Origin of the sequence: Streptomyces sp. RK9, assembly GCF_045070545.1 — a bacterium.
GTDB lineage: Bacteria > Actinomycetota > Actinomycetes > Streptomycetales > Streptomycetaceae > Streptomyces > Streptomyces alboflavus.
Map to the genome: position 1 here is coordinate 715,659 of NZ_CP173704.1, position 13,840 is coordinate 729,498.

Annotated in this window: 10 protein-coding genes and 1 pseudogene; 9 read left to right on the forward strand and 2 right to left on the reverse strand. The window is 72.3% G+C overall.

Annotation, left to right across the window (positions count from 1 at the left end; all coding sequences use genetic code 11):
* Nucleotides 1–239 precede the first annotated feature (239 nt).
* Nucleotides 240–1,241, reverse strand: a pseudogene (locus AB6L24_RS23315) (NlpC/P60 family protein); the annotation flags it as partial.
* Nucleotides 1,242–1,517: 276 nt separating this feature from the next.
* Between AB6L24_RS23315 and AB6L24_RS23320 the strand changes: the two are divergent.
* The 7 genes from AB6L24_RS23320 to AB6L24_RS23350 all read left to right on the forward strand — a co-directional run bounded on the left by AB6L24_RS23320 (nucleotide 1,518) and on the right by AB6L24_RS23350 (nucleotide 11,283).
* Nucleotides 1,518–3,704, forward strand: coding sequence for a hypothetical protein (locus AB6L24_RS23320; protein ID WP_405658031.1), 2,187 nt, complete (start codon nucleotides 1,518–1,520; stop codon nucleotides 3,702–3,704).
* A 310-nt stretch (nucleotides 3,705–4,014) separates the two neighbouring features.
* Nucleotides 4,015–4,323 carry a hypothetical protein gene (locus AB6L24_RS23325; RefSeq protein WP_030363595.1) on the forward strand — a complete coding sequence of 103 codons (309 nt, stop codon included), beginning with the start codon at nucleotides 4,015–4,017 and terminating at the stop codon, nucleotides 4,321–4,323.
* Between the two features lie 181 nt (nucleotides 4,324–4,504).
* On the forward strand, nucleotides 4,505–5,347 hold the full coding sequence (locus AB6L24_RS23330; RefSeq protein ID WP_405658034.1) for a hypothetical protein: 843 nt from the start codon (nucleotides 4,505–4,507) through the stop codon (nucleotides 5,345–5,347).
* Complete coding sequence (locus AB6L24_RS23335) at nucleotides 5,337–6,665, forward strand: hypothetical protein (protein ID WP_405658037.1); 1,329 nt, start codon at nucleotides 5,337–5,339, stop codon at nucleotides 6,663–6,665. The genes AB6L24_RS23330 and AB6L24_RS23335 overlap by 11 nt, the downstream gene beginning before the upstream one ends.
* Nucleotides 6,662–8,221 (forward strand): SCO6880 family protein, encoded by a 1,560-nt coding sequence (locus AB6L24_RS23340; protein ID WP_405658040.1) that lies wholly within the window; start codon nucleotides 6,662–6,664, stop codon nucleotides 8,219–8,221. The genes AB6L24_RS23335 and AB6L24_RS23340 overlap by 4 nt, the downstream gene beginning before the upstream one ends.
* A 28-nt stretch (nucleotides 8,222–8,249) precedes the next feature.
* The gene (locus AB6L24_RS23345; protein ID WP_030363591.1) at nucleotides 8,250–9,680 is read left to right on the forward strand and encodes an ATP-binding protein; all 1,431 of its coding nucleotides are present in this window, start codon (nucleotides 8,250–8,252) and stop codon (nucleotides 9,678–9,680) included.
* 1 nt (nucleotide 9,681) lies between these two features.
* Entirely contained in the window at nucleotides 9,682–11,283 is a 1,602-nt protein-coding gene (locus tag AB6L24_RS23350; RefSeq protein WP_405658043.1) for a type IV secretory system conjugative DNA transfer family protein, read from the forward strand.
* A gap of 90 nt (nucleotides 11,284–11,373) precedes the next feature.
* Here the strand turns inward: AB6L24_RS23350 and AB6L24_RS23355 are convergent, their stop codons facing one another.
* Nucleotides 11,374–11,940, reverse strand: coding sequence for a GNAT family N-acetyltransferase (locus AB6L24_RS23355; RefSeq protein ID WP_405658046.1), 567 nt, complete (start codon nucleotides 11,938–11,940; stop codon nucleotides 11,374–11,376).
* A 157-nt stretch (nucleotides 11,941–12,097) separates the two neighbouring features.
* Here AB6L24_RS23355 and AB6L24_RS23360 point away from each other — a divergent pair, with 157 nt between their 5' ends.
* The gene (locus AB6L24_RS23360; protein WP_405658049.1) at nucleotides 12,098–13,027 is read left to right on the forward strand and encodes an ATP-binding cassette domain-containing protein; all 930 of its coding nucleotides are present in this window, start codon (nucleotides 12,098–12,100) and stop codon (nucleotides 13,025–13,027) included.
* Nucleotides 13,024–13,830 carry an ABC transporter permease gene (locus AB6L24_RS23365; RefSeq protein ID WP_405658052.1) on the forward strand — a complete coding sequence of 269 codons (807 nt, stop codon included), beginning with the start codon at nucleotides 13,024–13,026 and terminating at the stop codon, nucleotides 13,828–13,830. Before AB6L24_RS23360 ends, AB6L24_RS23365 begins: the two co-directional genes overlap by 4 nt.
* The last annotated feature ends 10 nt before the right edge of the window (nucleotides 13,831–13,840 follow it).

The following is a 13,840-nucleotide window of genomic DNA, read 5'->3' on the forward strand; positions in this document are numbered from 1 at the left end:
GGTGCCGCGGGTCTCCGTCAGACCTCGACGCCCCCGTCCGACGGCCGCCCGGAGGGACGGGCCGCGGGCCCTCCCGAGGGCGAACCGGAAGGTTCCTCGGCGGGAGGGCCTTCGGGATCCACTTCCGAGCCCCCGGGCCGCTCCGATTCCTCCGCCGGGCTCTCCTCCGTCTTCCCGGGCTTCTCAGAGCTCTCGGACTTCCCGGGCTTCCCTCCTGGCCGCTCCACGAGCTTCTCCACCGGCTTCTCGGGGAGCGCTTTTGCGCCATCTTTGGTGACTCGCGTGGCTCCGAAGTAGTCCGGCGTATCGACCGGGTCGAAGCGGATCACCGCGCCGGGCCGGGGGGCGTCGATCATGTACCCGCCGCCGACGTAGATCCCCACGTGCCGGATGGCGCGCGAGTCGGTCAGGTCGTCCGAGAAGAACACCAGGTCACCGGGGAGCAGCTCCTCGCGCTTGGGGTGCGGCCCGGCGTTGTACTGGTCGTTGGCCACGCGCGGCAGGGTGATGCCGACACTGCGGTACGCGGCCAGGGTGAGGCCGGAGCAGTCGAACTTGCCGCCCTGGTCGGCGGTGCCGTTGCCGCCCCACAGGTACTCGGTGCCGAGCTTCTTCTGCGCGTAGTAGATGGCGCCCGCCGCCTGCTGGGAGGGGTTCACGCGGTCGATGGGCCGGGCGAAACTCTTCTCCAGGGTCGTGATGATCTTGACGTAGTTCTGCGTCTCGCGGTACGGGGGCACACCGCCGTACTTGATCACGGCGTAGGCACCCGCGTTGTACGCGGCCAGCATGTTCTTCGTCGGGTCGCCCGGCGCGTCCTTCACGTACTTGGCGAGCTTGCAGTCGTAGGAGGCCGCGGACGGGATGGCGTCCTTGGGGTCCCACACGTCCCGGTCGCCGTCGCCGTCGCCGTCGAGCCCGTGCGAGGCCCAGGTTCCGGGGATGAACTGCGCTATCCCCTGCGCCGCCGCCGGGCTCTGCGCGCGCGGGTTGAACCCGCTCTCCTGGTACAGCTGGGCGGCCAGCAGGGCCGGGTTGATGGCCTTGCAGAGGTTGCCCCACTTCTGCACCAGCGGCTGGTACGAGGCGGGTACGGCGCCCTTGGCGAGGCCGACGTTGCCGCCGCCTCCCGACTGCTCGGCGAGGCTCCCCGCCGCGACGAAGGTCCCGACGACGAGCAGCATCATGAATCCCATGGACCCGCTGAACGCGACGCCCGCGAGCAGCCATGCCTTACGCACCGTCAACCGCCCTTCTACCACCGGGAGTCCGCCCGGCCTCAGTGTAGGGGCGGGGGCCCCGCCGGAGGGGTCGGCCGACGCACGGCGTGGCCGACGCCCGCACCCGGCCCGCTCCGGCGCGCGCCGGAGTGGAAACCACCCGTGACGGGCGATTGACGCAGCGCCAACTTAGGCGGAATGGTAGGGGAGTTGGGTCGGCCCATGGGGATGGGGAGAGCCGGCCCGTACGCACATCCGTGATCGAGGTGTGCGTCCTACGGCTGGGGGGAGCCGACGTTGGCAACCGATGGACCGCGCGACGAGCCCAGAGACGAGCCCCAGGACCACCGTCCCGGCGAGCCTCAGGACCGTCGTCCCGACGAGCCTCAGGACCGTCGTCCCGACGAGACCGAGGGCAGCTCCGGCCCGCCCCCGGCCACGCCCGCGCGGCCCGCACCATCGGCCACGCCCGCCACGCCTGCGGCACCCTCCGCACCCGCCACGCCTGCGGCACCCGCCGCACCCGAGCCCTCGGCCGCGCAGACCCCGCCCTCCGCACCCGAGCCATCGGCTCCGCCCGCCGCACCGCACCCGCCCGCGCAGCCCACCGCACCGGCACCGCCCTTCGCCTCCGCGCAGTCCGCCCAGCCTGCGCCGCCTGCCACACCCGTCACACCTGCGCCGCCCGCCACACCCGTCACACCTGCGCCGCCCGCCACACCCACGCAGCCCGGCCAGCCCGCACCGCCCGCCGCATCCGCCCAGCCCGCCGCACCTCCCCCACCGCCCGCATACGCCCCGATCACCCCGCCCGCCCCATCCGCCCAGCCTGCTCAACCCGCCCCACCCGCCGCCCCGGCCGCCTACGGACCGCCGCCCGCCTACGGCCCGCCCCAGCAGCCCCCGCCCGGCACGCCCGCCCCGCCCGCCTCGCCCTACGGCTCCCCCGAACTCCTCGAACCCCCGGTCACGCCTCGGGCGCCCGCGCCCGACCCCGGCCCGCCCGAGCCGCTGCGGCCCGTCGCCGCCGCGCTGCTCAACCTGACCGGGCTCGGCCTCGGGTACGTACTGATCCGCGCCTGGATACCCGCCGCCCTGTGCTGGGCGGCCACCGCCGCGCTGCTCCTGGTCGCCCTGCCCGCCGACGTCGACGGCGTCCCCGGCGGCGCCCTCCTCGGTTACGTCGTCGTGCTGGTGCTCGCCGCCGCCGACGCCGCCCGCCGCGCCCGCCGCGCGCCCATCGGCTGGCGGCTGCGCGCACCCCTCGCCGCCGGACTCGGCGTCGTCCTGCTCGCCGTGCCCGCGTCCGGCGCGCTCGCCTACGACTCCGCGCAGGACGAGGCCGTCGAACAGATGCTGCTCGACCGCCTCGACAAGGCCGACCGGCTCGTCAAGGCCCAGGAGGGCCGCCCGTTCACGGCCACCGAGAGCGAGTACCGCGACGCCCTCCGCACCTACCGCGGCCTCGTCCGCGACCACGCCGGCTCACGCGCCGCCGACCGCGTCCCCGACCGCCTCGACACGTACTACAAGTCCGTCGCCGCGCCCTACGCCGACCGCCAGTACTGCGAGGCCATCGAGCCCCTGAAGTATCTGCGCACCCTGCCCGACAGCCTCGGCAAGGACCGCCTCGGCCGCCTCGCCACCTGGCCCGACAACCGCCTCGCCGACTCCTTCTACGCCTGCGGCATGACCTCGCTCGGCAAGACCGGCGGCGGCTCCGACCTGCGGGAGCTGATGAGCACCTTCCCCGAATCCGACGCCGCCGCCAAGGTCGTCCCCGGCATCCGCGCCGCGATCGACGAGCGCGCCGACGAGCTGACGGGCCCCGACCCCTGCTCGGCCACCACCGAGCTGCGCGCCATCCGCACCACCGCCGAGACCCTGCCCGGCGAGACCGCCTCCTCGCTCCGCGCGAAGACCGCGGGCACCATCCGGTCCGGCAGCTACGCCTGCGGCGTCGACGACTTCAAGGACGGCCGCTACACCGAGGCCGCCAAGACCCTCTCCGGCTACGCCGACACGTACAAGGACGGCTCCAGGAGCAAGCGCGCCCGCACCATCGCCATCGCCGCCGAGGTCGCCGCCGCACGCCCGCAGGCGGGCGGCAGGCTGCCCGCGCAGCGCGGGCCCGGCTCCGGCCAGGAGTTCGTCATCAAGAACGACGGCCCGAGCGCCGTCGAGGTCCTCTTCACAGGACCCGCCACCGGCAGCGTCAAGCTCGGCCCCTGCCTCGGCTGCACCACGTACAGCAGCAGGTCCGAAGGGCGCGCCAAGGCCTGCAAGGCGAGCGGCCGCAGCTACCCGCAGAAGACCCTGCGGCTGCCCGCCGGTGAGTACCACTTCCTCTACAAGCGCGGCACCGGCGCCGGAAACCTGGTCCGCGACCACAGCGACGGCGCCAAGGTGCAGGGCGGCTACCGCTACACGGACTGCGCCTACGTCGTCCGCGGCGGCTTCGGCGACTTCTCGCCCCGGACCTGACGCCCCGTCTGGAAGCCCCGCCCCGGGCCCGCCTGAGTTGACGTCAGCGGCCACGCCGGACATTCATTGCCCGGCGTCACCCCGCGTGATACACAGAGTGACCATACGTTACTGCGTAGAGCGTTCTGCGGCCGCCGCCGAACGCCTACGCGGGTTGCGTACGACGAAACGTGCGAAGTCGGCCAACAAATGACGTCAAGGCGGCACGCGCCGGACCGATTGTCAGCGAGAATGAGCCTCGTCCTCTGCACTGGGTAGGCAGAGGCGGGCAGAGGCGCGAGAACAACCCACTAGGGGCGGTGAGTTACACATGCTTATGGCAGCCGAGAAGGGCGACATCAACACCATCATCGGTGGGATCGCCCCCGACTGGGGCCCCTTCGGGAGCCTGGGCAACGAGGCGCGGGTGATGATCGAGGTGGTGATGGCCGTCGCCATCCTGCTGTGCCTCGGCATCGCGATCTGGGGCGCCGCCAAACAACGCATCGGCGCGACGGCCCTGCGCGACACCTTCAGCGCGGAACAGGGCAAAGGCCTGATCATCGCCGGTCTCACCGGCGTCTTCATCATCGGCTCGCTGGGCACGCTGTTCACCATCGTGTACGGCATGGCGGTCTGACACCCGTTCCCCGGCTGCCACCGGGTTCTCCCCCGTCCGACGCGCCCACCGGCTGAGGTTGCAACTCCCTGATGTCCAGTCACCACACCGCGCCCGCGCGGGAGCCGGCCCGGCTACCGTCGTACCGGGTGCACCTGGCGGATAGCGCGGTCAAGCAAGAGGTTGAGGGGACGTACGCGGCATGAGCGATGACGATGACCTCTTCGGCGGCACGGGCGAGACCCGGACGCGGCTCCCGGAGGGCGACGGCGCCGACGGGTACGGCTCCCGCAGACCAGCCCGCTCCGCGGGCCGCTCCCCCTCCCGCAGCGTCGTCACCGTCATCGGCGTCGTCGTCCTCCTCATCGCCGCCATCGCCTTCGCCAACCGCGACGACTCGTCGTCCGACGGGGGCGGGGACGCAGGGCGCGGGGGCGGGAAGGGGACGGAGGCGGCTCCTACGGCGCCTACGGGGGAGAAGCCGGTGCAGGGGCAGGGTGCGGCCGGCATCGCTTCGGGGTACGCCAAGACCCAGCAGGGGGCCCAGAGTGCTGCCGCCAACTACGCCGTGGCGCTCGGCTCCGCCGAGATGTTCGACAAGTCCAAGCGGGACGGCATCCTCAACGCCATCATGGCCCCGGCCAGCGTGGGCAGATTCCAGGCGGACCTCGACAAGGCGTACACCCCGGACTTCTTCAAGAACGTGGGCCTGAAGGCCGACGGCAGCACACCGAGCGGCTTCCAGTTCGTCTCGAGGACCAGCCCGATCGGCACCAAGGTCACCGAGTTCGCCGACGGCAAGGCCACCGTCTCCGCCTGGTGCGGCGGTCTGCTCGGCCTCGCCGGGGAGCAGTCCACCAAGCCGGTCACCAGCAGCTGGTTCACCATCACCATGAAGCTGGAGTGGGTCGACGGCGACTGGAAGATCACCACGCACTCCCAGAAGGAAGGTCCCGCCCCCGTCCCGGGCGACGACCGCGCGTCCAACTCCGACGAGATCGCCAAGGCGGTCGAAGGGTACGGAGGGTTCACGTATGCCCGGTAGCCGCCGCCGTCCCGTCCTCACCGTCACCGCCGCCGTCGCGGCCGTGCAGACCGCCGTGCTCCTCTTCGCCACGCGCGCCGCGGCCGAGCCCGACGACCCCTGCGCGCTGATCCACGGCCCCGCCAAGAAGTACTGCGAACAAGGCGAAGGCGGCGACAGCGGCACCCCCAAGTCCCCCGCCGAGGACGGCGCCTTCTCCAAGCTCGACCCGCTCTCCTCCCTCGCCCGCGGCTTCGGCGACGCCGCGTCCTGGATCGTCAACAAGCTCACGGAGTACGTGAACGACACCGCCGCGGTGGACTTCACCAACGAGAAGTTCCTGCAGCAGTACGCCGTGGTGTTCGCCGCGTCGACCGTCCTGACGCTGATCGTGTGGCTGCTCGCGGTCGCCAAACGCGCGATCCGCGGCGTCCCCATGCTCACCGCGCTGTCCGAGGCCATCGGATTCCTGTGGCTGACGGTGCTCGCCTCGGCGTTCACCCCGCTGATCCTCGCCACCGTCGTGTCCGCGACCGACGGCATCTCCGAGGTGCTCGCCAAGTCCGTGGGCGGCGAGACCGACAAGTTCTTCGGCACGTTCTCGCAGGCCCTGGACAAGGGCACCGACATCGGCGGCGGCCCGATCATGCTGATCGTGGTGTCCGCCGTGTCCATCGCCGCCGCGGGCATCCTCTGCCTGGAGCTGGTGATCCGCGCCGCCATGCTGTACGTCGGCGCGCTGCTCGGCACCGTCGTCTACTCGGGCCTCGTCGACAAGAACACCTGGGGCCGCATCCGCCGCTGGGCGGGCCTGATGGTCGCGATCATCCTGGTGAAGCCGATCATCGTCATCGTGCTCGGCATCGCGGGCGCCCTCCAGGGCGAGGACGGACCCGACTCGCTGTCGGCCGTCGTGTCCGGGCTCTCCGTCATCCTCCTCGCCATCTTCGCCAGCGCCTCCATCTACCGCTTCGTCCCCGGCTTCGGCGACGACATCATGGCCACCCGCAACAACCGCCTCATGCGCGGCGCCGAGAACCGCGCCGCCACCGCCCTCAACTCGCCCGCCGCCTGGGTCGCCCAGGGCATCCGCACCCACAGCGCCCGCTCGGGCGGCAAGGCCGGCGGCGGCAAGGCGGGCGGCGGCGACGCCCCGCCCCAGCCCGCCACGGCCAACGCCGTCGGCAGCGGCGTGTCCACCCACGGCCACCGCTCGGGCTCCCCCAACGGCGGCGGAACTGTCCCCTCCGCCGCACCCCCGCCCCGTACAAGCCCCTCGAACACCCCGCACGCGGGCAACCGCGGCGGTACGAACAGCACTGGAGGTGAAGGGCGTTGACGACCCAGTCCCATGTGTCCCCACCGGTCACGCCCCGCCGCACCTATCTGATCGGCCGCGCCCGGCCGAACGCCATCATCGGCCGCAACCGCGAGACCGGCGAGATCGCCCTGATCATCGGCGGCGCCTTCCTCGGCATGATGTGCGGCATCCTCATCCCCTTCCTCTTCCCGCGCATCCTGCTGCTCATGGGCTTCCCCCTGATCGCGATCGCGGCGGTGTACCTGCCCTTCAAGGGCCGCACCTTCTACAAGTGGTTCGAGATCAACCGCAGCTTCAAGCGCTCCCTGCGGCGCGGCACCGCCTACCGCTCCGGCGTCGCCGAGGCCGGCGTGCGCCTCGACGGCCGCGAGGTCGAGATCGGCCCGCCGCCCGGCATCGGCCGCATCAACTGGCTCGCCGCGCCCTTCGGCCCGGACGAGATCGCCGTGCTCCTGCACGCCGACCGGCGCACCGTCACCGCCGCCATCGAGATCGAGGGCCCCGGCGTCGGCCTGCGCGACAGCGAGGACCAGGAAGCCCTCGTCGACCGCTTCGGCACGCTCCTCAAGCACGTCGCCAACGGCGACGGCTTCGTGACCCGCATCCAGATGCTCGCCCGTACGCTGCCCGCCGACCCCGACGCACACGCCAAGGACGTCACCGCGCGCGGCGACGACCGCGCGCTGCCCTGGCTCCAGCACAGCTACGAACAGCTCCAGTCGATGGTCTCCACCAGCAGCGAGCAGCACCGCGCCTACCTCGTCGCCTGCATGCACTACTCCCGCGACCTCGCCGCCGAGGCCCAGGCCATGGCCCGCGCCTCCCGGCCGCAAGGCGGCAAGAAGCTCGACAAGGACGCCGGGCTCGCCGTCGTCATGGCCCGCGAGCTCACCGACATCTGCTCCCGCCTCCAGGAAGCCGACATCCGCGTCCGCCAGCCCCTCGGCCAGGGCCGCCTCGCCTCCCTCGTGCACTCCATGTACGACCCCGACCACCCCATCGACCACCTCCAGGCCATGACCAAGCGCAACGCCTGGCCCGCCGAGCTGGACGCGATGGAGCCGACGTACCTCCAGGCGAAGACCCGCGAGTCGACCACCCGCGCCCCCTGGTGCCACGCCACGGCCTGGGTGAAGGAGTGGCCGATGACCCCCGTCGGCGTCAACTTCCTCGCCCCGCTGCTCGTCCACACGCCCGACGTCATCCGCACCGTCGCCGTCACCATGGACCTGGAACCCACCGAGGTCGCCATCGAGCGGATGCTCACGGAGAAGACCAACGACGAGGCCGAGGCCAGCCGCCAGGCCAAGATGAACCGCACCGTCGACCCCCGCGACATCGCCTCGCACTCCCGCCTCGACCAGCGCGGCGAGGACCTGGCCAGCGGCGCCGCGGGCGTCAACCTGGTCGGCTACATCACGGTGTCGTCCCGCTCCCCCGAAGCCCTCGCCCGCGACAAGCGGACGATAAGGGCATCGGCCGGAAAGTCGTATCTGAAGCTGGAGTGGTGCGACCGCGAGCACCACCGGGCATTTGTGAACACGCTGCCGTTCGCGACCGGCATCCGGCGATGAACCTCAACGGTAGGGGTGTGAAGGTGCGATGCGGGACCCGCTGACCGTCCTCACGGACGCGTTCACGTCCTTCCTGTTCGGGAAGGTCGAGACCACCCGCCTGCCGGTGCGCACGTCGACGGGCCAGGCCCAGGCGGTCTACCTGCCGACGGCCGCGCCCGGCCTCGGCGACTCCGGCGTGATCATCGGCCGCGAGGTCTACTCCGGCAAGGGCTACATCTACGACCCGTTCCAGCTGTACGGCCAGCAGCTCCCGGCACCGCACTGGCTGGTGCTCGGCGAGTCCGGCAACGGCAAGTCCGCCCTGGAGAAGACGTACGTCCTGCGCCAGCTCCGGTTCAAGGACCGCCAGGTCGTCGTCCTCGACGCCCAGGGCGAGGACGGCGTCGGCGAGTGGAACCTCATCGCGCAGGAGCTGGGCATAACCCCCATCCGGCTCGACCCGACGGCCGCCCTCGACATGGGCATCCGCCTCAACCCCCTGGACCCGGCGATCACGACCACGGGCCAGCTCGCGCTGCTGCGCACCATCATCGAAGTCGCCATGGGCCACGGCCTCGACGAACGCTCCGGCTTCGCCCTGAAGGTCGCGCACGCCTACGTCAACGAGACCATCGTCGACCGCCAGCCCGTCCTCACCGACATCGTCGAGCAGCTCCGCCACCCCGAACCGGAGTCCGCCGAGGCCATGAACGTCGCCATAGACGACGTCCGGGCCTGGGGCCTGGACGTCGCCCTCGTCCTCGACCGCCTCGTGGACGGCGACCTGCGCGGCATGTTCGACGGCCCCACGACCGTCGGCATCGACCTCGACGCCCCCCTCATCGTCTTCGACCTCTCCCACATCGACCGCAACTCCATCGCCATGCCCATCCTCATGGCGATCGTCGGCGTGTGGCTGGAGCACACCTGGATCCGCCCCGACCGGAAGAAGCGCATCTTCCTCGTCGAGGAGGCCTGGCACATCATCAACTCGCCCTTCGTGGCGCAGCTCTTCCAGCGCCTGCTGAAGTTCGGCCGCCGCCTCGGCCTGTCCTTCGTCGCGGTCGTCCACCACCTCTCCGACGTCGTCGACGGCGCCGCCGCCAAGGAAGCCGCCGCCATCCTCAAGATGGCGTCCACCCGCACCATCTACGCCCAGAAGGCCGACGAGGCCCGCGCCACCGGGCGCGTCCTCGGCCTGCCCCGCTGGGCCGTCGAGATCATCCCCACCCTGACCCCCGGCATCGCGGTCTGGGACGTCAACGGCAACGTCCAGGTCGTCAAGCACCTCATCACGGACACGGAACGCCCCCTCGTCTTCACCGACCGCGCCATGACGGAGTCCGCGAGCGACCTGCTCGCCGACGACGCCCTCGCGGCGGCCGAACGGGAGGCGGAGGAAAGGGCCGCGTACATGGAACAGCAGATGGGCGACGGACCCGCCGGGTCCTCCGGCTCCCGCTCGACGGTGGCGTGACATGGCGCAGGAACGGCACGGGCAGGGCCCGGGCGGCCACGGCTCCGGGCACGGCCCCGCCGGGCAGGGCACCGGCGGACGCGGCGGCGTGCCGGACGGCCTGCTCGTGGGCGGCCTCGCCTTCGTGCTCGGCATGGTCGTCCTCGCCTGGTCCTCCACGGGCATCGCCGCCTTGTGGGCCCACGGCTCCTGGCCGGACGGCGTCACCTTCGGCAAGACCCCACCGGCGGTACGCCACCTCGCCCAGGAACCCCACGACGTCTCCGGCGCCTGGCCCGACACCCCCGCCACCCAACTCTCCGGCTACGGCCTCTTCTGGGGCTTCCTCATCGGCCAGGTCATGATCCTCATCGTCCTGACGGTCTTCGTGATGGGAACGGTGACCCGCTTCAGAGCGGTACGCAGAGCCCGACGGCTGGATGCCACCAAACCGACGGCGCGGGACGTCCCACTCCAGGAGGCCCCGGCTCCCACTCCAACTGCCCCCTCTGTGGGCAGCTGGTCCGCCCAGAGGGCGGAACGGGTGGGCACAGCCCACGCCGAGGGCGCCCCGACACCGACTCCCGCCCCGCCCACGCAGGGCACCCAGGCCGACGTCGCCCCGACGACACCCCCCGCCCCGGCGGCCTCGGCGGCGCCCACCACCGACCTCACCAAGACCCCCACGGTCCCCACCCCCCGTACCCCCCTGGTACTGGGAACCCCAGAAACCCGCCGCCCCCTGGCGGCCCAAGCCATCGCGGACGCGGAATCCGCAGCCCTGATCATCACCTCGGACCCCACCCTCTGGGAGGAGACCAAGGACGCCAGAGCCAAGCTCGGCCCCGTCCTGGTCTACGACCCCTCCCACCTCTGCGACACCCCGGCCCGCCTCCACTGGCCCCCCACCACCGGCTGCGAGGACAACCAGACAGCCGCCCACCGGGCACGATCCCTCCTCGCCCCGATAAGGCCGAGCGCCAAGCTGGACACCGCAGTGGCCGACACCGCGGACACCCTGCTCCGCAGCTTCCTGCACGCCGCGGCCATCGACGGCCGGAACATCAAGCACGTCCACCGCTGGGCCCAGGGCACCCAGGTCCAGGACGCCGTCCGCGTCCTGCGCACCCACCCCAAGGCGGCCTCCGGCGCGGCGGGCGAACTGGAGTCGGCCCTCACCGCGCACCCCGAACGCCGGGACATCGCGCAGGAGTTGACGGCCCGCGCCCTCTCCGCCCTGTTCACGGTCAACGTACGGGAATCCTGCACGCCGAACCGAACTGACGCCCTCACCCTGGATTCCTTCATCGATGAAGGGGGCACGCTTTTTGTGGTGGGTGAGGCCATCGAGGACCCCAAGACGAACCCCGGCACGATGCCGCTCCTGACGGCACTCGCCTCCAGCGTGGTCGAGCACGGCCGGCGCATGGCCGAACGGTCATCCTCCGGTCGGCTCGACCCACCAATCACGCTCGTCCTGGACGACGTCGCCGCGGTCGCCCCGCTCCCGGAACTGCCGGAGCTGCTCGCCACCGGACCGGAGCGGGGCATGCCGACGCTGGCGCTGCTCCGCTCCCGCGAACAGGGCCGCGCCCGCTGGCCCCACGACGAACTGACGGGCTAGCCCACACCCGAGCTGGGCCGAGCCGGGACCGAGCCGGACCGGACCGGTCCGGACCAGACCGAGTCGGACCGAACCACCGCCCGGGCCGGGCTACACCACCGCCCGCTCCAACACCATCTCCCGCTCCCGCGCCCCCGGATCCCCCGGCACCGGCGCGACCTCCCCGCTCGGCACGAACCCGAACCTCCGGTAGAACGCCTCCGCGCGCGGATTGTCCTCGTGCACGAACAACCGCACCCGCTCCACCCCGGCCCCCTCGCCGTCCACGGCCCGGGCCCAGCCCACGGCGGCCGAGAACAGCGCCTCCGTCACCCCCGTGCCCCGGTGCTCGGCCCGCACGAAGACGCCCACGAGATGCGCCTGCCGCACCGAGGGGCCCGAGCCGAGCAACCCCTGCGTACCCGGCTCCTCGATCAGGACCGTCACCGAACCCGCCCAGACGCCGTCGGGCCCCTCCGCGATGAACTGCCGCACCGCGCCGCCCGGCGCGGCGGAGCCCGCGGCACGGTCCTGCCAGAAGTCGTCGGGCCGCGCGACGGCGTTCTCGTACGTCTCCAGGAAGGCGACCGGCGCGGCCGGGTCCCGCAGGGCGAGGAGCCGCAGCTCACGGACCTGTCGCCATTCGTCGGCGCGCACGGGGCGTATGAGGTGTTCCATACACCGATCTTGAGCGGACGGCCCGCCGCGCGCAACGCAATTCGTCCGCCGCCTCGGCGGCCACCGCCCCCGCCGTCGTACCCCGGTACTACGCACCGCCCGACGAGGAGACCCCGGTCCGACGCGCCCGCACCCGCCCCGACGCGACCATCGAGCCATGATTCGGGCACACGGACTCACCAAACGCTACGGCGGCAAGAACCCCAAGACCGCCGTCGACGACCTCTCCTTCGAGGTCCGCCCCGGCACCGTCACCGGCTTCCTCGGCCCCAACGGCGCCGGCAAGTCCACGACCATGCGCATGCTCCTCGGCCTGGACGCGCCGACGGCCGGGCGCTGCACGATCAGCGGCCGGGCGTACGCGACGCACGACGCTCCCCTGACGGAGGTCGGCGCGCTCCTGGAGGCCCGTTCGATCCACCCGGGCCGCTCCGCGTACCACCACCTCATGGCGCTCGCGCACACCCACGGCATCCCGCGCTCCCGCGTCGAGGACGTCCTCGCCACGACCGGCCTCAGAGATGTCGCGGGCCGCCGCGTGAAGGGCTTCTCCCTCGGCATGGGCCAACGCCTCGGCATCGCGGCCGCCCTGCTCGGCGACCCCTCGACCCTCATCCTGGACGAGCCGGTCAACGGCCTGGACCCGGAGGGCGTCCTGTGGATCCGCAACCTCCTCAAGGCCCAGGCGGCCGAGGGCCGCACCGTCCTCGTCTCCTCGCACCTGATGAGCGAGATGGCCGTGACCGCCGACCACCTCATCATCATCGGCCGCGGCAGGCTGCTCGCCGACACCACGGTCGAACGCTTCGTACGGGACTCCGGCTCCGGCTCCGTGAAGGTCGTCTCGCCCGCCGCCGCCCGCCTCGCCGAGCTCCTCGCGGGCCCCGCCGTGACCATCACCAGCGACGCCCCCGGCACCCTCGACGTCCGCGGCACCGACGCCGAGCACATCGGCCGCACCGCCGCCGCCCACGCCGTCCCCCTGTTCGAACTCACCCCGCAGAGCGTGTCCCTGGAGCAGGCCTTCATGGACCTCACCCACGACTCCGTCGAGTACGGCACGCCCCTGGAAGGAGCCGCGGCATGACCACGGACACCCTCACCCCGCCCACCCCCGCGCCCACCAGGAGCCCGTACCGCGTCACCCCGACCCGCGTCCTGCGCTCGGAGTGGCACAAGCTGTGGACCCTGCGCACCACCTGGATCACGCTGATCACCGCGGTCGCCCTGGTCCTCGCCGTCGGCATCACCATGGGCTCCACCTACGACGGCGACGACTCCGAGATCGACACGGTCGTCTTCGTCCTCTTCGGCACCCAGCTCTCCCAGATCTGCCTCGCCGTCCTCGGCATCCTCGTCACCGCGGGCGAGTACGCGAACGGCATGATCCGCGCCTCCCTGACCGCCGTCCCGCGCCGCGGACCCGTCCTGTGGTCCAAGGCCGCGGTCTTCGCGACGGTCGCCTTCACGCTGTCCTTCGTCACGAACGTCGGCACGTTCCTCGTCGCCCAGATCTGGCTCGCCGGCACCGACAAGGAGCTGTCGCTCACCGACTCCGGCGTCCTCGGCGCCCTCGCGGGCAGCGCCGCCGCCATCACGCTGCTCAGCCTGATCGCCCTCGGCCTGGGCGCGCTCCTGCGCTCGGTGCCCGGCGGCATCGGCGCGTTCGTCGGCGCCGTCCTCGTCCTGCCGGAGGTCCTCGGCACGCTCCCCCTCGACGCGATCGACACGGCCGTCAAGTACTTCCCCGCGCAGGCCTCCGAGTCCCTCGGCTCGATCACCCCCGTCGAGAACGGCGTGTCCGCGGGCACGGGCCTCCTCACCCTCACCCTGTGGGCGGCGGCCCTCCTCGTGGCGGCGTCGGCCCTGCTCAGGCGCCGGGACGTGTGAGTCTCCCGCG